Source organism: Lacisediminimonas sp. (assembly GCF_030645335.1).
In the GTDB taxonomy this organism is placed as follows: domain Bacteria; phylum Pseudomonadota; class Gammaproteobacteria; order Burkholderiales; family Burkholderiaceae_D; genus Lacisediminimonas.
Genome location: NZ_JAUSNH010000035.1, coordinates 1 through 22,346 on the forward strand (window position 1 = coordinate 1; position 22,346 = coordinate 22,346).

General features: G+C 61.2%; 14 protein-coding genes. 9 read left to right on the forward strand and 5 right to left on the reverse strand.

Features of this window, described 5'->3' with window-relative positions:
- The 3 genes from Q7T64_RS02350 to Q7T64_RS02360 form a co-directional block, all read left to right on the forward strand.
- A partial coding sequence (locus Q7T64_RS02350) for a CmpA/NrtA family ABC transporter substrate-binding protein (RefSeq protein WP_304790541.1) occupies positions 1-1,023 on the forward strand: 1,023 nt, incomplete at its 5' end.
- A gap of 36 nt (positions 1,024-1,059) precedes the next feature.
- Positions 1,060-1,959, forward strand: a complete 900-nt coding sequence (gene ntrB, locus Q7T64_RS02355; RefSeq protein WP_304790544.1) for a nitrate ABC transporter permease — start codon at positions 1,060-1,062, stop codon at positions 1,957-1,959.
- 46 nt (positions 1,960-2,005) lie between these two features.
- Positions 2,006-2,821: an ABC transporter ATP-binding protein gene (locus Q7T64_RS02360; RefSeq protein WP_304790547.1), complete on the forward strand. Its 816-nt coding sequence runs from the start codon at positions 2,006-2,008 to the stop codon at positions 2,819-2,821.
- Between the two features lie 220 nt (positions 2,822-3,041).
- Here the strand turns inward: Q7T64_RS02360 and Q7T64_RS02365 are convergent, their stop codons facing one another.
- A complete protein-coding gene (locus Q7T64_RS02365; protein ID WP_304790550.1) occupies positions 3,042-3,830 on the reverse strand; it encodes a hypothetical protein in 789 nt (262 codons plus the stop codon).
- 287 nt (positions 3,831-4,117) lie between these two features.
- Between Q7T64_RS02365 and nirB the strand changes: the two genes are divergently transcribed.
- The 6 genes from nirB to ybiB all read left to right on the forward strand — a co-directional run bounded on the left by nirB (position 4,118) and on the right by ybiB (position 14,767).
- The gene (nirB, locus tag Q7T64_RS02370) at positions 4,118-6,556 is read left to right on the forward strand and encodes a nitrite reductase large subunit NirB (RefSeq protein WP_304790553.1); all 2,439 of its coding nucleotides are present in this window, start codon (positions 4,118-4,120) and stop codon (positions 6,554-6,556) included.
- Between the two features lie 28 nt (positions 6,557-6,584).
- The gene (gene nirD, locus Q7T64_RS02375) at positions 6,585-6,938 is read left to right on the forward strand and encodes a nitrite reductase small subunit NirD (protein ID WP_304790556.1); all 354 of its coding nucleotides are present in this window, start codon (positions 6,585-6,587) and stop codon (positions 6,936-6,938) included.
- Positions 6,935-9,748 (forward strand): nitrate reductase, encoded by a 2,814-nt coding sequence (locus tag Q7T64_RS02380; RefSeq protein WP_304790560.1) that lies wholly within the window; start codon positions 6,935-6,937, stop codon positions 9,746-9,748. The genes nirD and Q7T64_RS02380 overlap by 4 nt, the downstream gene beginning before the upstream one ends.
- Before the next feature lie 143 nt (positions 9,749-9,891).
- Positions 9,892-11,598, forward strand: a complete 1,707-nt coding sequence (locus Q7T64_RS02385; RefSeq protein WP_304790563.1) for an F-box protein — start codon at positions 9,892-9,894, stop codon at positions 11,596-11,598.
- A gap of 305 nt (positions 11,599-11,903) precedes the next feature.
- Entirely contained in the window at positions 11,904-13,691 is a 1,788-nt protein-coding gene (locus tag Q7T64_RS02390) for a hypothetical protein (RefSeq protein ID WP_304790567.1), read from the forward strand.
- A 116-nt stretch (positions 13,692-13,807) separates the two neighbouring features.
- Entirely contained in the window at positions 13,808-14,767 is a 960-nt protein-coding gene (gene ybiB / locus Q7T64_RS02395) for a DNA-binding protein YbiB (protein ID WP_304790572.1), read from the forward strand.
- Positions 14,768-14,794: 27 nt separating this feature from the next.
- Here the strand turns inward: ybiB and Q7T64_RS02400 are convergent, their stop codons facing one another.
- The 4 genes from Q7T64_RS02400 to Q7T64_RS02415 form a co-directional block, all read right to left on the reverse strand.
- Positions 14,795-16,213, reverse strand: a complete 1,419-nt coding sequence (locus tag Q7T64_RS02400; RefSeq protein WP_304790607.1) for an efflux transporter outer membrane subunit — start codon at positions 16,211-16,213, stop codon at positions 14,795-14,797.
- Between the two features lie 49 nt (positions 16,214-16,262).
- Complete coding sequence (locus Q7T64_RS02405; RefSeq protein WP_304790575.1) at positions 16,263-19,421, reverse strand: efflux RND transporter permease subunit; 3,159 nt, start codon at positions 19,419-19,421, stop codon at positions 16,263-16,265.
- Between the two features lie 12 nt (positions 19,422-19,433).
- Entirely contained in the window at positions 19,434-20,651 is a 1,218-nt protein-coding gene (locus tag Q7T64_RS02410; protein WP_304790578.1) for an efflux RND transporter periplasmic adaptor subunit, read from the reverse strand.
- Positions 20,652-20,814: 163 nt separating this feature from the next.
- The gene (locus tag Q7T64_RS02415; RefSeq protein ID WP_304790581.1) at positions 20,815-22,116 is read right to left on the reverse strand and encodes a hypothetical protein; all 1,302 of its coding nucleotides are present in this window, start codon (positions 22,114-22,116) and stop codon (positions 20,815-20,817) included.
- Positions 22,117-22,346: the final 230 nt, after the last annotated feature.

The window sequence follows — 22,346 nt, forward strand, 5'->3', positions numbered from 1 at the left end:
ATCATTCCGACCAAGGAGGCTTCCTGGCCCGGCGTGCGCGACAAGCTGGTCAATGGCGAACTCGATGCCGCCCATGTGTTGTATGGCCTGATCTACGGCGTGCATCTCGGCGTATCCGGCCCGAAGAAAGACATGGCTGTGCTGATGACGCTGAATAACAATGGACAGGCCATCACCCTGTCCAAAAAGCTGGCCGACAAGGGCGCAGTGGACGGGCCATCGCTGGCCAGGCTGATGAAATCGGACAAGCGCGAATACACCTTCGCCCAGACCTTCCCGACCGGCACCCACGCCATGTGGCTGTATTACTGGCTGGCCGCGAGCGGCATCGATCCGTTCAAGCAGGCCAAGATCATTACCGTGCCGCCGCCGCAAATGGTGGCCAATATGCGGGTCGGGAACATGGACGGCTACTGTGTGGGCGAGCCCTGGGGGCACCGTGCGATTGCCGACGGCATCGGCGTGACCGGCATTACCACCCAGGACATCTGGCGCGATCATCCGGAAAAAGTCCTCGGCACCAGCGCCGAATGGGTTGCCAAGCATCCGAACACGGCACGCGCAATGACGGCCGCCATCCTGGACGCCGGCCGCTGGATCGACGCCAGCCTGTCGAACAAGAACAAGATGGCCGAGACGATCGCCGACAAGTCCTACGTCAACACCTCGGTCGACGTGATCAACCAGCGCATCCTCGGCCGCTACCAGAATGGCATGGGCAAGTCCTGGGACGATCCGAACCACATGAAGTTCTACAACGATGGCGCGGTCAGTTTCCCCTACCTGTCCGACGGCATGTGGTTCCTGACGCAACACAAGCGCTGGGGCCTGTTGAAAGCCGATGTCGATTACCTCGCGGTCGCCAAACAGATCAATCGCATCGACCTGTACAAGGAAGCAGCCAGCGCGGCCAAGGCCAGCGTGCCCAAGGACCCGATGCGTAGCAGCAAGCTGATGGATGGCGTGGTCTGGGACGGCAAGAACCCGGCCGCCTACGCCGCTTCGTTCAAGATACGGGCGTAAGCCAAGCCGCAATGAGAAACGGGAACAGGAAAACAGATGAGCGCTGTCATGGATAACTTATTGAATGTCGGTGCGGCGCCAGCCGCCGGTGTCGCCACCGACAGCACAGCCGTGGCGGCCAGCGCACCGGCCGTCCCGGCAGCTGGGCGACGCTCGCGCCTCAAGCCCATGCTGCTGGCCTTGCTGCCGCCAGTACTCGGCGTGGCCTTCATCCTGCTGCTGTGGGAAATCATTTCCATCAAAAGCAGCGGCATACCTTCACCGCTTGTGACGGCAAAAGAAGCGGTCGTGATTTTCTCTGATCCGTTCTACCGCAAAGGCCCTAACGACCAGGGCATAGGTTGGAACATCCTGGCGTCGCTGGAGCGCGTTGCCATTGGTTTTGGTCTGGCGGCGGCGGTTGGCATTCCGATGGGCTTCCTGATAGGCCGCTTCCGCTTTCTGTCGGCCATGTTCAGCCCGATCATTTCAATCCTGAAGCCGGTATCGCCACTGGCCTGGCTGCCGATTGGACTGCTGGTATTCAAGGCGGCCAATCCGGCATCGATCTGGGCAATTTTCATCTGTTCCATCTGGCCGATGATCATCAACACCGCAGTCGGCGTGCAGCGCGTGCCGCAGGACTACATGAATGTTGCGCGCGTGCTGAACCTGTCGGAGTGGAAGATCCTGACGAAGATTTTGTTTCCCTCGGTGCTGCCCTACATGCTGACCGGTGTGCGACTTTCTATCGGCACGGCGTGGCTGGTGATTGTGGCAGCGGAAATGCTGACCGGCGGCGTTGGCATCGGTTTCTGGGTCTGGGATGAGTGGAACAATCTCAACGTACCGCACATCATCATTGCGATTTTTGCCATCGGCCTGGTGGGCCTGACGCTCGAACAGGCTCTGGTGATGCTGGCCCGCGCCTTTACCTACGAAGAAGTTCAATCTTAAGCGCACGCCGCGTTTGCACCAACCGACCGAACCGACAGAGGGCAACATGGAATCGCATCTGGAAAAATTCATTGAAGTGCAGGATGCGCAGATGTCCTTTGACACCCGCAACGGCGTCTTTCTCGCGCTGCGCAACATCAATCTGCAGGTGAAAAAGGGCGAGTTCATCACGCTGATCGGGCATTCAGGCTGCGGGAAATCGACGCTGCTGAACATGATCGCAGGTCTGCTCAATCCGACCGGCGGCCTGTTGCTGTGCGCCAACCGCGAGATCAAGGGTCCGGCGCCGGAACGTGCCGTCGTGTTCCAGAATCATTCGCTGCTGCCCTGGCTGACCTGTTCCGAAAACGTCTACCTGGCAGTGGAGCGGGTATTTGCATCCACTGAAGACCGGGCGCAGATGAAAGAGCGCACCCGCGCTGCGCTAGCGCTGGTTGGCCTCACGCATGCGGAGCAAAAACGGCCGCACGAGATCTCTGGTGGCATGAAGCAGCGGGTAGGCATCGCCCGCGCGCTGTCGATGGAACCGAAGGTCTTGCTGATGGACGAGCCTTTCGGCGCGCTCGATGCACTGACCCGCGCGCATTTGCAGGACGAGCTGTTGAAGATCGTGGCGAAGACGCAGTCCACCGTCATCATGGTGACGCATGATGTGGATGAAGCCGTGCTGCTGTCGGACCGCATCGTGATGATGACCAACGGTCCGGCCGCGACTATCGGCGACATTCGCGAAGTGAATATTCCTCGTCCGCGCGATCGAGTCGCTCTTGCGCATGATCCGGCCTACATGGACTGCCGTACTGCAGTGCTGGAGTTCCTGTATCACCGGCAGGCGCAGGGGGCGGACAAAGAGGCGGCATAAAAGGAGTACCGAGCCCGTGTCTGCGGGCACTGGCGGCCTCCAAGCGAATCGGGGAAAGTTTCTTCCTGCGGGAACAATTGTTCAATAGGGACGGCCAGCAGTTTGCGGTCTGATGCGCTTTGACTTCTGGCGGCCCCAATTTTAGCGGCGATCTTCGTCGGTTACTTGCCAGTGTCCCTTTCTGTAAGGGACTCGCGGCTCGCGCTCCAGATGTACGGTTCTACACGAACTTGGCCCCGGTATCGTCCGTTAGCGGCACTTCCTCCAGTTTTGTGGCGACGACAAGATTGGCCACGCCACCGATCTGACGCAGGAAGTATTCCAGCTTTCGGGGAAGCGCCGACAGGCGCGCCTCATATCCCAGCCGGGAGAGCGACACCGCGGACAGGGGCGACTTCTGCAGCATTTTCTCCAGCGCGATCCAGAAGCGATTCGTGCCTGCGTCAATCAGAACAAGCATGGGGTCATGCAGGAATTCGCAGGCGATGGCGTCGTCAATGAACCCGGCGATCTGCTCCTTGTTTTCATTAAATGCGTCGTACAAAGCCCGATTTTTGGCTTTTTCAATCTCCTTGGGAGTCGGTGTTTTCGCTTTTTTGGGCGCAAAGACCTCCATTGATCGCCGGTACATTTTCTTCTTTTCCGTCGCCTGCTTCTTTACCTTCCGTGATTCGTCCTTTCCGCGCTCTTCCACGGCAGCGGGTGCAAGCGTAGTGGTCGTGGTGGTGGATGTTGTCGTCGTGCTTGACCCTATTGATGACGTCGTCGTTCGGCAAGGGCTCATGCCGCTGTCATCCGAACTGGCCGCTGCGCCACCTGTTGACGCTGGCACGTCGTTATTCCTCATCTCGTCTGGCGCTGCATCGTGCTTGTCGAACTCCGGGAACAGGGGCTTCGCCCGCCGGGCTTGCAGGACCGGCGGCGCCTTGGGAGCCGCTTCCTTCCGGGTGACAGGGGGAGGGGGCAGGTGGGTGGTGTCTCTGCTCACGGCTGCTGGCGTTTGCTGCATGTAGAGCCTCCTTGAAAAGCCGCTTCGTGACCCGCGGGGCCGGCCGGTTCCCGATGCTCATCCATTTCGTGCCACAGCAGAGCTCGCGCGCGACGTCTCGCGCAGCTGCACTTCCCGAGAGCATGCGTGCACCATGATCGGGATTGTGGGTATGACTAGCCCCGGCTTTTGCGCCGCCGCCTGTCGCTATTGGGTGGCACCGTCCTTGCTAACCCTACCCCCAGGAATGCAGCACGCATGGCCCTCAGCCCGGCTTCAATGGCGAAGCAGCACCGGAGAAAGCCTTAATGAAGAAGTTAAAGTTAGTCATGGTGGGCAATGGCATGGCCGGCGTGCGCACGCTGGAGGAATTGCTCAAACTCGCGCCGGACATGTATGACATCACCGTATTTGGCGCCGAGCCGTATGCCAATTACAACCGCATCCTGTTGTCGCCGGTACTGGCTGGCGAGCAGACCATCCAGGACATCATGTTGAACGATGTCGACTGGTACCAACAAAACAATATCACCCTGCACCTGAACAAGACGATCACCCAGATCGATCGCGTCAGGCGCGTCGTCATCGCCGAGGATGGCACCAGCGCGTCGTACGACCGCTTGCTGCTGGCCACCGGCTCCAACCCGTTCATGCTGCCGGTGCCGGGCAAGGACCTGGACGGCGTCATTTCCTATCGCGACATCAAGGACACCAATGCGATGATCGCGGCCGCGCAGTCGAAGCGGCATGCGGTCGTCATCGGCGGCGGTTTGCTCGGACTGGAAGCGGCCAACGGACTCAAGTTGCGCGGCATGGACGTCATCGTCGTGCACCTGCCGGAATGGCTTATGGAACGCCAGCTCGACCCGGTCGCCGGCCGCATGCTGCAAAAGTCGCTGGAAGACCGTGGCCTGAAATTCCTGCTCGCGGCAAGCACCAAAGAGCTCATTGGCGACAGCAATGGCCACGTCAGTGCGATACGCTTCGCCGATGGCCTGGAAATCCCGGCCGAGCTGGTAGTGATGGCGGTCGGCATTCGTCCCAATACGGCGCTGGCCGAAGCCAGTGGCATCCATTGCCATCGCGGCATCGTGGTCAACGACACCATGCAGACTTTCGATCCGCGCGTCTATGCGGTCGGCGAATGCGCCAGCCATCGCGGCATCGCCTATGGCCTGGTTGCGCCCTTGTTCGACATGGCGCGGGTGTGCGCCAATCATCTCGCCAGTTTTGGCATCGGCCGCTACCAGGGCTCGGTGACGTCGACCAAGCTGAAGGTCACCGGCATTGATCTGTTCTCTGCCGGCGAATTCATGGGCGGCGACGATACTGAAGAAATCCTGTTATCGGATCCGGCCGGCGGCGTCTACAAGCGCCTCGTGATTCGCGATGACAAGCTGGTTGGCGCCTGCCTGTATGGCGACACAGTGGACGGCAGCTGGTATTTCCGGCTGATCCGCGAAGGCAAGAATATCGGCGAAATCCGGGACGCGCTGATGTTCGGCGAAGCCAATATGGATCGCCCCGGCGACGTTGGCCATGAGGGCTTCACGCAAGCCGCCAGCATGCCCGACACCGCCGAGGTGTGCGGCTGCAATGGCGTATGCAAGGGCACGATCGTCAAGGCGATCAAGGAAAAAGGCTTGTTCACGCTGGAAGATGTGCGCCGCCAGACCAAGGCTTCCGCATCTTGCGGCTCCTGCACCGGACTGGTCGAGCAGATCCTGATGTTTACCGCCGGCGGCGACTACTCCGCCACGCCAAAAGCCAAGTCGATGTGCGCCTGCACCGACCACACTCACCAGGAAGCGCGCGATGCGATCCGCGCCAACAAGCTGCTGACCGTGGCCGATACCATGCGCTTCATGGAATGGCGTTCGCCCAACGGTTGCGCCAGTTGCCGGCCGGCGCTGAACTATTACCTGATCTCGACCTGGCCCAAGGAAGCACGCGACGATCCGCAATCGCGCTATATCAACGAGCGCTCGCACGCCAACATCCAAAAAGACGGCACCTACTCCGTGATTCCGCGCATGTGGGGCGGCGAAACCAGTGCATCGGAGCTGCGCCGCATTGCCGACGTGGTCGACAAGTACAAGGTGCCGACCGTCAAGGTCACAGGTGGCCAGCGTATCGACTTGCTGGGCGTGAAGAAAGAAGATTTGCGCGCGGTCTGGAAAGACCTGGGCATGCCGTCCGGCCTGGCCTATGCCAAGGGCTTGCGCACCGTGAAGACCTGCGTGGGCAGCGAATGGTGCCGCTTCGGCACGCAAAACTCCACGCTGATGGGCCAGCAACTGGAACGCCAGCTAGCGCGCATGTATGCGCCGCACAAGGTCAAGCTGGCAGTGTCGGGCTGTCCGCGCAATTGTGCCGAGTCGGGGATCAAGGATGTCGGTGTGATCGGTGTGGATTCAGGATGGGAAATCTATGTCGGCGGCAACGGCGGCATCCGTACCGAAGTTGCGCAATTCTTCGTCAAGTTAAAGACGCATGAGGAAGTGCTGGAGTATGCCGGCGCATTCCTGCAGTTGTACCGGGAAGAAGGCTGGTACCTGGAACGCACGGTGCACTACCTGGCCCGGGTCGGTCTAGAGCATGCCAAGAGCCGCGTGGTGGAGGATGCCGAAAACCGCAAGGCCTTGTACCAGCGCTTGCTGTATGCGCTCGACGGCGAGCCGGATCCCTGGCATGAGCCGGAAAAGGCCCAGGTCGACATCCGGCAGTTTGAAACATTGTCGCTATAAGAATGCGGATTGCAAGCGAGGATTGAAGATGTCACAACAATGGAAAGTCGTTTGCAGCGTGGCAGATATCCCGGTGCTGGGCGCCCGGGTAGTCAGGCGCGAGCAACAGGTCGGCGTGGCGATATTCCGCAACAGCGAGGACAAGATCTTTGCACTGCTCGATCGCTGCCCGCACAAGGGCGGGCCACTGTCGCAAGGCATTGTTTTTGGCGAACGTGTCGCCTGTCCGCTGCACAACTGGTCCATCGGCCTGGACAGCGGCTGCGCTGCGGCGCCGGATGAGGGATGCACGCAAAAGTTCAGCGTAAAGGTCGAGGATGGGAAAGTGTTCCTCGACCTGGCTGAACTCGGCGTTGGGGCAACCGAGCCTGAGGCTGCATGAATGAGATCCACGACGCCCGGCCTGCAGCCACGGCGCCGATCTCCGCCATTGCCGCGCGCGAAGTAAGGACGACTTGCTGTTATTGCGGCGTTGGCTGCGGTGTCATCATCAAGACCGACGGCGCGGCGATCACCGGTGTGCGTGGCGACCCGGATCATCCGGCCAATTTCGGCCGCCTGTGCAGCAAGGGCAGTACCTTGCACTTGTCAGCCAGGCCGGTGCTGCAGCAGCAAGTACGCGCGCTACAACCCGAGATGCGGCTGCCCGGCGCCGGCAGCCGCAGTGTGACTGACTGGGATACGGTACAGGATCACCTGGCCGGCCGGATCGCCCGCACCGTTGCCGAACATGGCCCCGACAGCATTGGCTTCTATATTTCCGGCCAGTTGCTGACCGAAGATTATTACGTCTTCAACAAGCTGGCCAAGGGACTGATCGGCACCAATAATATCGACACCAATTCACGGCTGTGCATGTCCAGCGCCGTGGCCGGATACAAGAAGACGCTGGGCGCGGATGCGCCGCCGGCCTGCTATGAAGATATTGACCTGGCCGACCTGATCTTCATCGTCGGCTCCAACACGGCCTATGCGCACCCCGTCCTTTATCGCCGCATTGAAGATGCACGCAAGAACAATCCGGCCCTGAAAGCCATCGTCGTCGATCCGCGCCGCACCGACACCGCGCGTGACGCCGACCTGTTCCTGCCAATCCTGCCCGGCACCGATGTGGCGCTGTTCAACGGCATGCTGCACATCTGCCTGTGGGAAGACCTGGTCGACCTGGATTACATTGCCGCCCATACCGAAGGCTTTGCCGAACTGAAGAAGATCGTGCGCGATTGCACGCCGGGGCTTACTGCCCAGGTCTGCGGCATCAAGGAAGACATGCTGCTGACCGCAGCCCGCTGGTTTGGCCAGTCGAAGGCGGCGCTGTCGTTGTATTGCCAGGGCCTGAACCAATCGTCCTCCGGCACGGCAAAAAATGCGGCGCTGATCAACCTGCACCTGGCGACGGGACAGATCGGCAAGCCGGGTGCCGGCCCGTTTTCCCTGACCGGCCAACCCAATGCGATGGGTGGGCGCGAAGTGGGCGGCATGGCCAACCTGTTGTCGGCGCATCGCGACCTGGCCAACCCGGCGCACCGCGCGGAAGTGGCCAGCTTGTGGGGTATCGATGAGGTCCCGGCCAGGCCTGGCAAGACCGCAGTCGAAATGTTCGAAGCGGTGCGCAGTGGCGAGATCAAGATACTCTGGATCGCCTGTACCAACCCGGCGCAATCGATGCCCGAACAGTCACTGGTGCGCGAAGCGCTGGAAAAGGCCGAGCTGGTGATCGTGCAGGAAGCCTACCGCTCCACCGCGACGCTCGAGTATGCGCATGTGCTGCTGCCCGCCACCAGTTGGGGCGAGAAGGACGGCACGGTGACCAATTCCGACCGCCGCATCAGCCGCGTGCGGCCTGCCATCGGCAAACCAGGCCAGGCGCGGCATGACTGGGAAATCGTGGTCGACCTCGCGCGCCGGCTGGAGGGGCTGATGGGTCGCTACCGCACGCTTTTTCCCTATGCCAATCCAGAGGAAATCTGGAACGAGCACCGCGAGACCACGCGCGGGCGCGACCTTGACATTACCGGGCTGTCCTACCCGATCATCGAGAGCCAGGGCCCGCAGCAATGGCCGTATCCCGCTGGCGCCCGCGTCGGCTTGCAACGGCTTTATCAGGACGGCATTTTTCCCACGCAAAGCGGTCGCGCCCGGTTCGCCGCCACCGTCTACCAGCCCGTGGCCGACAAGGTCGATGCGCGCTTTCCGTTCCACCTCAATACCGGCCGCCTGCGCGACCAGTGGCACGGCATGAGCCGCACCGGCACCGTACCGCGCCTGTTTGCGCACGCGGCGGAACCGGTCGTGGTGATGTCGGGCGCCGACCTCGCATTGCGAATGTTGAGCGAGGGCGACCTGGTGCATGTGACCAGCCGGCGCGGATCGCAAATATTTCCTGTGGCAGCGGGTGAGGACATGCGCAGCGGCCAGGCCTTCATCGGCATGCATTGGGGAGAGGAATATATTTCAGGCCGCGGCCGCGACGGGCGTCATGGCTCGCATGGCGTGAATGCGCTGACATCGCCTGCGATTGATCCGGACTCGAAGCAGCCCGAGCTCAAGCATGCCGCGGTAAAAATATTGAAAGCCGAACTGCCCTGGCACTTGCTGGCATTGGCGTGGGTGGACGCCTCGCGCGTTCTGGCGCTGCAAGCCGCATTGCGGCCCTTCATGCGGCGCTTTGCCTTTGCCAGTTGCACGCTGTTTGGCAGCGAACGTAGCGGCGTACTGTTCCGGGCTGCCGATGAAGAAGCGGCTGACCCTGCATTGCTGCAACAGATCGAAAACCTGTTCGGGCTGGGCGGCGACGATGTGCTGCGCTATGACGACCGCCGTCGCGGCAACAGCCGGCGCGTGCAAGTGCGGGACAATCGCTTGCAAGCCGTGGTGCTGGCAGGCGACGTCGCCGCCGGGAGCTGGATCAAGGAGTACCTGCAGTCCGAGCAATCGGTGCAGGCGCTCGGCCGCATGTTGCTGATGCCGTCCCACAATCCACCCCAGGGCTTCACGGCGCGCGGCAAGATCGTTTGCAGTTGCTTCAATGTTGCCGAAAGTGCGATCAACGCATGCCTGCAAGGGCAGGGCGGCGAGTCGGCAGCCATGCTGGCGTCGCTTCAGGGAAAACTCCAGTGCGGCACCAACTGCGGGTCGTGCGTTCCTGAACTCAGACAGATGGTGCATCAGGCGCGATTGACGAACAAATGAATGTGGGCGCGTAAGCCGCAGGGCATCTTGCGGATTGATTGATCCCGCCGGCAGAAATTTCATCAATTAACCTTGGAAAGGAGCCTGAAAAAAGGAACCCTCTGGTTGTGTCCCACACTCATTGCGCTTTGAAAGGAAGCCCAATGGATGTTCCCGTGAATGGCAATGCGCACAAGCCTGGTGATGTCAACCGACAGCAGCTGACAGATCATCAGACCCGCGTGATTGCACCGCAGTCCGCATCGCAGTCATCGAACAATAGTTCGAGCAGTTTACCGTCGCTTGGTAGCCCGTCACGATTCAATCAGGTCGCCGTCAACCCCGCATTCTTCTTGACTGCCCTTCCCACTGATGTCCTGTTTCACACTGCCGGCTTTCTCAATGCGATGGACCTGGTCCTGTTGGGCAGGACTTGCACATCGCTTTACCGCATCAGCGGCGACATTCAGCGCAGCGTGCCAGGCGAGCACTGGGGCGGCGGCTTCAACCGCCGCATAGTCGAGCAACGGCAGTTGACCCAAAAAATGTTTTCCTGGCTGCAGGAACGCTCGGAGCAGCAGCGCGCCCAGACGATGCCGCCCGTGGCGCCGCCTGGTCCTGTGACGCTGGAAAATTCCAGCGTCGTCGTGTCGACAGCATCGAGTATTGGCTCCCGCTTTCGCCATGTGAGCATTGCGTTGAATCGGAGCCCGCTGGTGCTTGAAATCGGTGAAGCGCTGGTCAACGCAGATGGCTGGCATCATCTGGAGTTGGTTGTTTCAGATATCAGGCCGCTGCCCCGCTTCCTGCAGCAACTGGCCAGCATCCAGATCGCCAAGCGCACTGCCAGCCCCGCCAGCAGCGCACAGCCAGACCGGCAATTGAGCATTCGTTTCACGTCAACCGGCTTCGACTATGAAACGGGCGCCGCCGTGGATGCACTCGGGGCGCTGCTGGCCCCGGCTTGTGGCGTGCGCATCGCCAGCCTGCATTTTCCCAAGGAGGGCTTGGAATTCGTGCCGGTCATCGAGGGGACCCCGCATATCGAGCAGTTTTCCGCAAGTTTCGACTGGAATGCGGCGCCGTTGCTTGACGCCTTGCGCAACAGCAGTCCGGCGTTGAGATCATTAAGCCTGCACTTTAGCCAGGTCGATGATGACCAGCCGTACTTTGGAAGCTTTTTTGATGATCCGCTTGCTTGGCAGCTTGACCGTCTGTCGATACACGCATCCCGTATGGCGGCGAGCGGAATACCGCTGGATTTCATTGGATCTTGCAAAATCAAGGATCTCCGATTGCATGGTGTCGAATTCGATTCAGATTCCAATCAGAAAGGTACATTCGGCACGGCGGTTGCGGCCAATACGATTATCGAAACATTAGAACTTAAATACTGCAGGTTTCCAGCATCCAGCTTTGATCGCCTTTTGAGCAGCCTGCAATTGTCTACCGCGTTGAAGTGCCTGATGTTGCACCATAACATCCAGCTCGATTGTCCGAGTTCTTCTACCCGAGTAGTCGACGCCATAAAAATGCTGAAGTCCCTTGTCGAAGTGCACTTCGACAAGGGGTTCTATTTAATGAACGGGCGGAAAATCAGCGAGCTTCAAGTTGCCCGGCCGGACCTGCGCATTTTCGTTGACAAGGCATTGATTTCGCCTGGCGCTGGCCTTGACGGCGATGAACAAGCGAGCGGCTGTCAATCAGATAGCGATGAATCGACCGATGGCAGCTACTACGATTCGGCAGACAGCGACCATTCAATGGATGACGGCGAAAATTATTCATCAGACGAAGACCAGTCCCAGGACGATTTCATGGCGGACATCGGTCGGGTGATCAATCGCGCGAAGAGCGCTGAGAAGCAGTAAGTTCAATCGGAAAAGAATGAGCCGGCCGCACGGTATGGATCGCCAGCGTGCGGCCGGCTTGTCATGCAAGGCAGATCATCCGACTGATGTGCAGGGGCACCCGGCACGGTCGCGGCAAGCAAATAGTCCGCATGACACGCTATCGGTAGCTTGTTATGGAGCGATTGGCGAACGAATGAACTTGGATGCAGAAGACCCGGCTCATCTTGCGAACCGCTTGGTCCAGCCGCCAATAAATTCTTCCTTTGCATCTGACATTGGCCGGAGGGAGGAACCTTTTCTTTCTCGTCAGCACCCATTGCGCTTTGAAAGAAATTCCAATGAATTTTTCCGGGAATGGCAATGCGCAAAGGCCTGGTGGCCCCATTGGACAGTCGATCGCGGGTCATCAGGCCAATGCAAGCACTCTCCAATTGACATCGCAATCGTCGAGCAGCAGTTCGAGCAGTCTGCCGTCGGTCGGTACCCCGTCACGATTCAACTCCGCTGGCCCGGCGTTTTCCCTGTTCGATCTTCCCGTTGATGCCTTGTTTCACACGTCCGGCTTTCTGGGAACGATCGACCTGATCCGGTTGGGCGGCACTTGCAAAGCGCTTTACAGCGTAACGGGCGACCTGCAGCGCAGCGTGTCGGCCGTTCATTGGCGCGGCGGTGCAAGCCGGCGCGCTGACGAGCAACGCGACCTGACTCGGCGGATCTGCGATCGAGCGAAGATAGAACGGAATAAGCAGCTTCGCGAAATAGAGATGAGCATGGCGGCGTCCTCGCCGGAGACGCTGCAAAAACGCCGACTCATCGAGTCGCAGGCAGTAATCGACATCAAAGCGCAGGCTTCCAGCGTCGGTTCCCGCTTTCGCCATGTAAGTTTCAGTATGTCTAATGACGCGCTAGAGGCAGAAATCGGTGAGGCACTGGCCAACGCACATGGCTGGAATCATCTAAATCTGAGCGTCTCAGATATCAGGCCGCTACCAGGTTTCCTGCGGCGACTCAGAACCATCGAGGAGGCCAAACGCTCTGCCAGCCCGGCCGGTGAGAAACAGCGAGTCCGGCAATTGAGCATTCAATTCGACGAATTCTCCAAGGTCCTGTCGGAACCAGTTGTGCGGGACATCATGGATGCACTAAGAGCGCTAGAGGCCGAAGCCTGTGGCATGCGCATCGTCGATCTGAATTTGCCTCCGAATTTACCTCCAGAAATTCTGCAGCACTTCTTGAAATTTGTCGAAGATAGCCTGCATATCGAGCAGCTTAGTGCTTACGTCGATTGGGATGCGGCTCCGCTGCTTGACGCATTGCGGGCTAGTGCTTCACCGCTGAAATCACTGACATTGCGCTTTAGCAATGTGAGTTCTAATCGGACCGAATTCGGGTGCCATTTTGATGGATCCAGTGCGTGGCAGCTTGACCGCCTCGCCATATATGCTTCCAGCCTGAAGGTGAGTAGACTTCCGGTGGCGTTTCTTGCCTCGTGCAATATTCGGGAAATCCAACTGCATGGTCTCGAATTCGATTCGACGCCCGAGGCCTCAGGTGCACTTGGGGCTGCGCTTGCACAAAATACGGCAGTCGAAAGTCTTGCAATCGCCAATGGAAGCTTTGATTACTATGGCGGCAATGAATGTCTACTGCGCAGTTTGCAGGCGTCTACTTCGTTGAAGTGTCTGACGCTGGGTAAATTGACCGGATTCCACTTCTACACTCTGGAGACCATTGATTGCATAAAGCGAATCAAATCGCTTTCGGAAATCCATATCGTAAATGAAAATCGAGCAAAGTACAGGGAGGAGCTTTACCTTCAACTTGCTCGATCGCAGCTGCGTATTTTTTTGAACGAAGAATTGCTTGAGCTTCAGGCTGGCGTCGAAGCCCTGAATATCAGCACGGAATCAGACAGCGACGACGGCTACTCAAGCGATAGCGACAGCGCCGACCCAGCAGACGGCGATTACGCAAGGGCTCACAGCAGCGCCGATCCGACCGACAGCGATGATTCAAGCGATCGCAGCGAAAATGATTCATCTGACGAACGTGATCTCATGGCGGACATTGGTCGGCTGATCCAGCGCGCAAAGGACGCTGAAAAGCAATAGTTCCAATCGAAAAGGGGATGAAGAGGCCGAACGGCATGGGTCGCCGTCGGGCCTTTTTGCGATACAGGGGGCATCATCTGGCTGCGGCACCGGCTGCAGCATAGTAAGCTTGCAGCATGAGCTCAACTTTCGTCGATCCCTTCCCGGCCGCCCGCTTCATCAAGGAAATTGGCCGCGGGAAAAAAGGCGCACGCAGCCTGTCGCGCAGTGACGCACATGATGTGTATGCGGCCATGCTCGATCAACGGATTTCCGACCTTGAACTCGGCGGCATTTTGCTCGCCATGCGCATCAAGGGCGAATCGGTCGATGAAATTGCCGGCTTCCTCGACGCAGCAGAACAATCATTTCCCTTGCTGGCCGCGCCGCCCGGTGAATTTGCACCGGTAGTGATCCCCAGTTACAACGGCTCGCGGCAAATGCCCAACCTGACGCCCTTGCTGGCCCTGCTGCTGGCGCGCGAAGGCGTGCCGGTCCTGATGCATGGCGTGACCACTGACCCGGGCCGTGTGACCAGCGCTGAAATCTTGCGGGAGATGGGAATCGAGCCGGACCGGGGCGGTGCTGCGGTGGCGCAGTCATTCCTGCGCAGGCAGCCGGCCTTCATGCCGATAGAATATCTGGCGCCCAAGATGGCGCGGCTGCTGACGCTGCGTCGCGTGCTTGGCGTGCGTAACTCGACCCATACGCTGGTCAAGATCATGCAGCCTTTCGCCTGCCCGGCATTGCGCCTGACCTCCTATACCCATCCGGAATACCTGCTGATGCTGGGCGATTATTTCTCGACGCTTGCGCCGGCCGATCGCGGTGACATGTTCCTGATGCGCGGCACTGAAGGCGAGACCGTCGCCAACCTGCGGCGCGCCAACCAGATCGACTGGTTCCACCAGCATCAGCGACAGACGCTGGTCGAGAAGCAAGCACCGGTGGAGCAGTTGCCGTCGCTGCCGGACAGCGCCGCCGCCAGTACCGCACGCTGGATCACGGCGGCGCTCGAAGGCAGCGTGGAAACGCCGTCCGCGATTCTTGAACAGGCCGGACATTGCCTGCGGGTCGCCCGCGCGCTGCGAGCCTGAGCCGTCAAGTCAATGGCGAGTGCCGGATTACCTGACCGGCGGTGGCGCCAGTGGCGACGCAGCGGCTTGTTGTCCGCTTTCCAGAAGCCCGCCGCCAAGGCTGCGGTACAAGTCCACCGCATTGGTGAAGCGCAGTTGCCAGGACTGTATCAACAGCTGTTGCGTAGCGAACAGTTCGCGTTGCGCGTCCAGCACCTCCAGCGAACTGGCGATGCCATTGCGATAGCGTAGTTCCGACAGGCGGGCGCGATCGGCTTGCGCTTGCACGGCCAGCCCTTGCGCTTGAATCTGCTGATCGATCAGCTCGCGCGCCACCAGCGCATCGGCCACCTCGCGGAAGGCGGTCTGGATGGTGCGCTCGTAGTCCACCACCGCCAGGTTGTTGCGCGCCTGGGCCAGCGACAGGTTGCTGCTGTTGCGTCCGGCATCGAACAGGGGCAGCGTCAGTTGCGGCACGAAGGACCAACTGCGCGAAGCGCCCTCGAACAGCGTCGACAAGTCATTGCTGCCCAAACCGATTCCCGAGGTCAGCGAGATGCGCGGGAAAAAAGCCGCCCGTGCTGCGCCGATGTTCGCGTTGGTCGCGCGCAGTCGTTGCTCGGCCGCGCGGATGTCCGGCCGCCGCGCCAGCAAGTCTGATGGCAGTCCGGCGGGAATATCGGCGACCACGCCCTGCTCCTCCAGCTTGCGCGCCGGCGGCAGGTTTTCCAGAGGCTGGCCGACCAGCAGCGTGAGCGCATTGATTGACTGCGCGTACAGGCGGGCCAGTGCCAGTTCGGCTACTTGCGCCGACTGGTACAGCGATTCCGCCTGGCGCAAGTCGAGCCCGGACGAGGCGCCGACATCGAAGCGTTGCCGTGCCAGTTTCATGGCGGCGTCGCGCGCGCGCTTGGTGTCTTGCGCCAGCGTCAGTTGTTCGGCGTATGCGCGCTCGGCCAGGTAGGCCCGCGCCACGGCGGCGACCAGTGAAATGTGCGCCGAGCGTTGCGCTTCTTCGGTTGCCAGGAATTGCGACAGTGCGGCATCCGACAGGCTGCGCACGCGGCCAAAGAAGTCCAGTTCGAATGCCGCCAGCGACAGGCCGATCTGGTAGTTGGCTGTCACCACCGGCCGGCCAAGCGGGCTGGCGCCAGGCGGCGTGCGCGAACGGCCAGCACTGCCGACGGCATTGATGGTCGGCAGCAAGTCGGCGGACTGCACGTTGTACAGTGCACGCGCTTCTTCTACCCGCAAGGCGGCAGTACGCAAGTCGCGGTTGTGTTCCAGTGAGGCGGCAATCAAGGCTTGCAAGCGGGCGTCGGGAAAGAACTGCCGCCAGCCGATTTCGGATGCGGCCCGGCCGCTCTCCAGACCCGAGGGTGCGGGGTAGGCGGCAGCGACTGGCGCTGCCGGCCGGCTGAATTCCGGCGTCAGCGAGCAGGCCCCCAGCGTGAGCGCAAGCAGCATGCCGCCTGCGGCCCGGCTGATGCCGCCGCGCCGGGTGCAGCGACGACTTTTATACCGGCTGGTCATGCGATCCCTCCTTGTCCATTTGGGCGGCGTACATCTTGCGCTGGCGCTCGCTGCCTTTGAAAACACTGCGCACCACCACGAAGAACACGGGCACCAGGAACACCGCCAGCACCGTGGCCGTGATCATGCCGCCCATCACGCCTGTGCCGATCGCGCGCTGGCTGGCTGAACCTGCGCCGCTGGCCACCACCAGCGGCAGCACGCCGAGGATGAAAGCCAGCGAGGTCATCAGGATCGGACGGAAACGCAGGTGCACCGCTTCCAGCGTTGCTTCGACCAGGCCGCGGCCCTGCGCCTGCAAATCCTTGGCGAACTCGATGATCAGGATCGCGTTTTTGGCCGACAGCCCGATGATGGCGATCAGGCCGACCTTGAAGTACACGTCGTTGGGCATGTCGCGCATGTTGGCGCCAAGCAGCGCGCCAATCACGCCCAGCGGCACGACCAGCAGTACTGACAGCGGAATGGTGGTGCTTTCATACAGGGCAGCCAATACGAGGAATACGGCCAGCAGCGACAGCGCGAACAAGGCCGGCGCTTGCGAGCCGGAGGTTTTTTCTTCGTACGATTGGCCGGTCCATTCGAAGCCGAAGCCGGCTGGCAGCTGGGACATCATTTTTTCCATTTCAGCCAGCGCATCGCCGGTGCTGCGCCCGGGCGCTGCATCGCCGGACAGCTTGATGGCGGGGTAGCCGTTGTAGCGCACCAGTTGCACCGGGCCGGTGACCCAGCGCGATTGGCTGAACGAGGACAGCGCCACCATATTGCCCTGGCTGTTGCGTACGTGCAGTTTCATCAGGTCTTCCGGGCGCAACCGCTCCGGCGCATCCGCTTGCAGGATCACGCGCTGCATCCGGCCCTGGTTGGGGAAATCGTTCAGGTAGGACGAGCCCATCGTATTGGCCAGCACGGCATTGATGTCGGCGAAGCTCACGCCCAGCGCACTGGCCTTGTTGCGGTCGATGTCGAGCTGCAGCTGCGGCGTGTCTTCCAGCCCCTCCGGACGGATGCCGGAAATTACCTTGCTGGTCGTGGCCATGCCGAGCAACTGGTTACGTGCAGCGATCAGCGCCTCGCGGCCGAGCCCGCCGCGATCCTGCAGCCGGAATGAAAAGCCGGTGGCGTTGCCCAGTTCGCGGATCGGCGGCGGATTGACCGGAAACACAATGGCGTCGCGGATACCCGACACCGCACCGAACGCCTTGCCGGCGATGGCCTGGGCGCCCTGGTCTGCGCCCTTGCGTTCGCTCCAGTCGATCAGCGGCGTGAACACCAGGCCGGCATTCTGACCGCGGCCGGAAAAGCTAAAGCCGGTGACGGCAACGATCTTGTCCACCAGCGGATTGTTCAGGTAATAGTTTTCCACCTGTTCAATCACGGCCAGCGTGCGGTGCGCGCTGGCGCCCGGCGGCAGTTGCACATTGGTGATCAGGTAACCCTGGTCCTCGCTGGGCAGGAAGGAGGTCGGCATGCGCATGAACATGACAGCCACGGCGACAATGATCAGTGCATACAGCACCATGTAGCGGCCGGTCTTGCGCAGCATGCCGGCCACCACGCCCTGGTAGCGGTCGGCGCTGGTCTTGAAGCCGCGGTTGAACCAGCCGAAGAAGCCGCGCCGCTCGACATGGCTGCCTTTCGCGATCGGCTTGAGCAGGGTGGCGCACAGCGCCGGCGTCAGGGTCAGCGCCATCAGCGCCGAGAACAGCATTGCCGATACCATCGACAGCGTGAACTGGCGGTAAATTGCGCCGACTGCGCCGCCGAAAAACGCCATCGGAATGAATACTGCGACCAGTACCAGCGTGATGCCGATGATGGCGCCGGTGATCTGTCCCATCGCCTTGCGCGTGGCGTCGCGCGGCGACAGGCCTTCTTCGCTCATGATGCGCTCGACGTTTTCGACCACGACAATGGCGTCGTCGACCAGGATGCCGATTGCCAATACCAGGCCGAACATGGTCAGCACGTTGATCGAATAGCCGAACGCGGCCATGGTGGCGAAGGTGCCCATCAGCGCAATCGGCACGACGACGGTGGGGATCAGCGTGGCGCGGAAATTCTGCAGGAACAGGTACATCACGAGGAACACCAGGAAGATCGCTTCGAGCAGTGTTTTCACCACTTCCTCGATTGAAATCTGCACGAACAGCGAGGTGTCGTACGGAATGTCGTACTTGACGCCGGCAGGGAAATAGCGCGACAGCTCGTTCATCTTGGCGCGCACTGCCTTGGCTGTCGCCAGCGCATTCGCCGTGGGAGACAATTGCACGCCGATGGCCGAGGTGGCCTTGCCATTGAGCCGCGCCGCAGTGGCATAGCCCTGGCCGCCGATCTCGACCCGCGCCACGTCTTTCAGGCGCACGGTCGAGCCGTCCGGATTGGCGCGCAAAATAATGTTCTGGAACTCTTCGACCGAGGTCAGCTGGCCGGTCACCACCACCTGCGAGGAAATCTGTTGCGAGTCCGGACTGGGCAAGTCACCCAGTGTGCCGGACGCGACCTGTGCATTTTGCGTCCGGATCGCAGTGGCGACATCCGACGGCGTGAGTTTGTATCCGACCAGCTTGTCAGGGTCGAGCCAGATGCGCATGGCCCGCTCGGTGCCAAAAAGCTGCGCCTGCCCGACGCCGGGAACGCGGCGCAACTCGTTCAATACATTGCGCGACAGGTAATCGCCCAGCGCCACCGGATCGAGCCGGCCGTCGGTTGACGACAGTGTGGTGAACAACAGGAAGTTGCTGCGCGCCTTGGTCACCTGCACGCCCTGTTGGGCGACAGCCTGCGGCAAGCGGGCTTCTACCCGCTTGAGCCGGTTCTGCACGTCGACTGCGGCGAGGTCGGGATTGGTGCCGGCCTGGAACGTCACCGTTACCTGGCCTTGCCCATTGGCGTCGCTTTCGGACTCCATGTAGAGCAAGCCTTCGGCGCCGTTCATTTCCTGTTCGATCAGGCTGACCACGCTCTCGTCGACGATCCGGGCCGATGCGCCCGGATAGTTGGCGGTGACGACGATCGAAGGCGGTGCAATGGTGGGGTACTGTGCGACCGGCAATTGCGTGACTGCCAGCGCGCCGCCGATCAGGATGAACAGCGCGATGACCCAGGCAAATACCGGGCGGTCAATGAAGAACTTCGCCATGTGCGGGCCTTGTTATCGGGTTGGGGCTGCGGGCTTGGCGGCGGCCGGAGCCGGTGCTTGCGCTGGCTTGGTGGCGGCAGTCCCCGGCTTTTGCCAGTCGACCACTTTGACTGCGGCGCCGGGACGCGCTTTCTGCAAACCTTCGACGATCACCCGGTCACCCGCTTTCAGGCCCTCGCTGACGATCCACTGGTCGCCGATCGTGCCCTCGGTCTTGATCGGCCGCACGGCGACCTTGCCGTCGGCTTGCACCAGCAGCACGCTGGGGCCTTCGGAGCTGCGCTGCACGGCTTGCTGCGGAATCGTGATCGATTGCTCGCGCACCGCCTGTTCGAGCCGCGCCCTGACATACATGCCGGGCAACAGGCTGCGTTCGGGATTGGGAAACTGGGCGCGCAGGATGACCGATCCGGAGCTTTCGTCAACGCTCATTTCCGCAAACAGCAATTTGCCGGGTGCGCCGATTTTTTGTCCGTCTTCAGTCACCAGCGTGACTTGCGCCGCATTTTTTCCGAGCCGCTTGAGCCGGCCGTCGGCCAGTGCGCGCTGCAGGTTCTGCATCTCGCTGCTGGATTGCGACATCGTCACGAAAATCGGGTCGATCTGCTGCACCACCGCCAGCGGTGTTGCTTCGCCTTGTCCGACCAGCGCGCCCTCGGTTACCAGCGCGCGGCCGATGCGGCCCGAAATCGGTGCATTCACGGTTGCATAGCCAAGATTGAGGCGGGCCGATTCCCGTGCGGCGCGGGCAGCGGCGACATCGGCCGTCGCTTGTTTCTGGGCGCCGAGCACATCGTCGAATTCCTGCTTGCTGATGGCGTTGGTTTGCACCAGCGGCTGGTAGCGTTCGAGCTTGGCGCTGGTCAGGGACAGGTTGGCTTGTGCGCGCGCCAATGACGCTTCTGCGCTGGCCAGGCTGGCCTTGTATTGGGCCGGGTCGATCTGGTACAGCACATCGCCGGCCTTGACCTCGCTGCCTTCGGTGAACAGCCGCTTTTGCACGATGCCGGGGACACGGGCGCGCACTTGCGCGGTGCGTGTCGCTTCGACCCGGCCCGGCAGTTCGGTACTGACCGTGACATTGCCGGCAGCGACGGTAATGACCGCCACTTCCGGCGGCGGCATGCCGCCTGGCGCCTGGGCCTTGGCCGGCTTTTCGCCGCAGCCGGCCAGGCTGGACAACAGTAGCAACAACAATGCGTGAGGAAGAAGACGGGACAAGATGGGCATGGTTTTTTTCGGTCGGGATTCGGCGGCGGCCTGGGAACGGGCCGGGCGTGAATTTGAATGCAGGGATCGTGCCGGGCGTCGGGCTGCTGCCGGCAGCCAACGCCCGTCGAGTATAACGGGAAACGCCCGACCCGTTTTATCGTCATGTGTGGGCGGCTGCCCCTTACGATTGTGCGCAGGCTTGCTTGATTTCGAAGATCGGGTCCTGCTCTTCATGGATGCGCTGTACTGGCTTGTCTGCCTCCTTTTCCAGCAGGAGCAGTGTGCTGCGGCCAGCGCTGGCCCATTGGCCCGGCAGTGGTCTGAGCAGGCGCTCGAGCGTGCAGGCGCACAGCGACACGTACAGCCGCATTTCAATGCCGCCCGCCAGGGATTTCTTCAGGTGCCCGTTGAGGACCCCGACGAATGCTTCGGCCCCACTGAAACTGGCGCGTTGCACAGGCCGCTGGCGGTCAGGCCGCGGCCATGCGCTGTCGCTTGCCATTTCGAGCCAGCACTCCACCGATAGCAGGATCTGGCGCAGCACTCGTAAGGACAGCGTCTGGTCTTGACTGAAACGCAGGATCCAGTACAGGGCCAGCAATAGTTTGGCGAAGCGGTCGTCGTCGAGTGCGGTGGCCTGATCCGTCCAGCGGTCGATGAAGGCGTCCCAACCATCGTCGGCATCGGCTGCTTGCCGGTAGCGGCACATGGAGGCCATCAGATGTTCCAGGCAGGATGGCTTGAGGCTGGCCGGACACAGGGCCAAAGGCCCATCCATCAGCACCAGCAGGCGCAGTAATGCGTTGCGCAGGGCGGGCAACGTGACAGGTCGCCTGTTGCCGCCCGTCAGGCCGTTCGGCGCGCGCCACCAATCGAGCCGCGCGGAATTGATCAATTCCTGTTTTTGCGACTCGGTGGCCAGCCTGGAAAAGCTGGTTCGCAACAAGGATAGCGCCAGCCTGCTGCTGTCGTTTTCGGCAGCGCCCGCGCCGGCAGTGCAGTGCAGGGCGAACAGCAAAGGGAGGCGGCTGTCATCGGCCGCCTGGTCGGCTATGCGTACCAGTTCCATTTGCAGCGCGCCGCTGGCAGGATGGCCGGCGGCTTGTGCATCGGCCAGTACGCGCATTGCCGCAGCCATGAAAACGGGCATCGGCGCGGCAGTGCCGGTGTTGATCGCGCTGAGCACCGGATGACGCAGTTCGGCAGCATTGTCCTTGCTGGCCAGCAGGCTGCGCAGCGACTCGCGCAAGATGTCGAGCTGGGCCTTTACCGCAGCGCTGGTTTCGGCGTCGGCTTGCTGCTTGTCGGCCGGCTGATCGATTTGCATCAGCAGCCGTTCGATTTCCGCATCCATCAATTCGTCGCGGATCACCACCAGTGGACGCATGCGCAATACCGGTGCAAAAATGACGCGTGCGGGTGCCTGCCTCCAGGGCTGCTGCGAGAGTGCCAGCAGGCCGGCAAGGCGCGGCTGCGCGCTCATGACTTGCTGTGAATGCACGCGCTTGGCCACGACAACGCGTGGCGACCTTGCCAGAAGCGGGCGACGACTTTGACCGGTTCGCTGGACGGAAGTGGCAGGGCTGGCAAAGGGGCGGCCGACGGGGGACACAGGCTGGGCCATGAGGGCATCTCCCAAAAAAAGGGGAGATGATGGGCAATCCAGCGGGTTTGATCCGCAAGAATTAGGACTCGCATGCCTGCTCGCCCTGG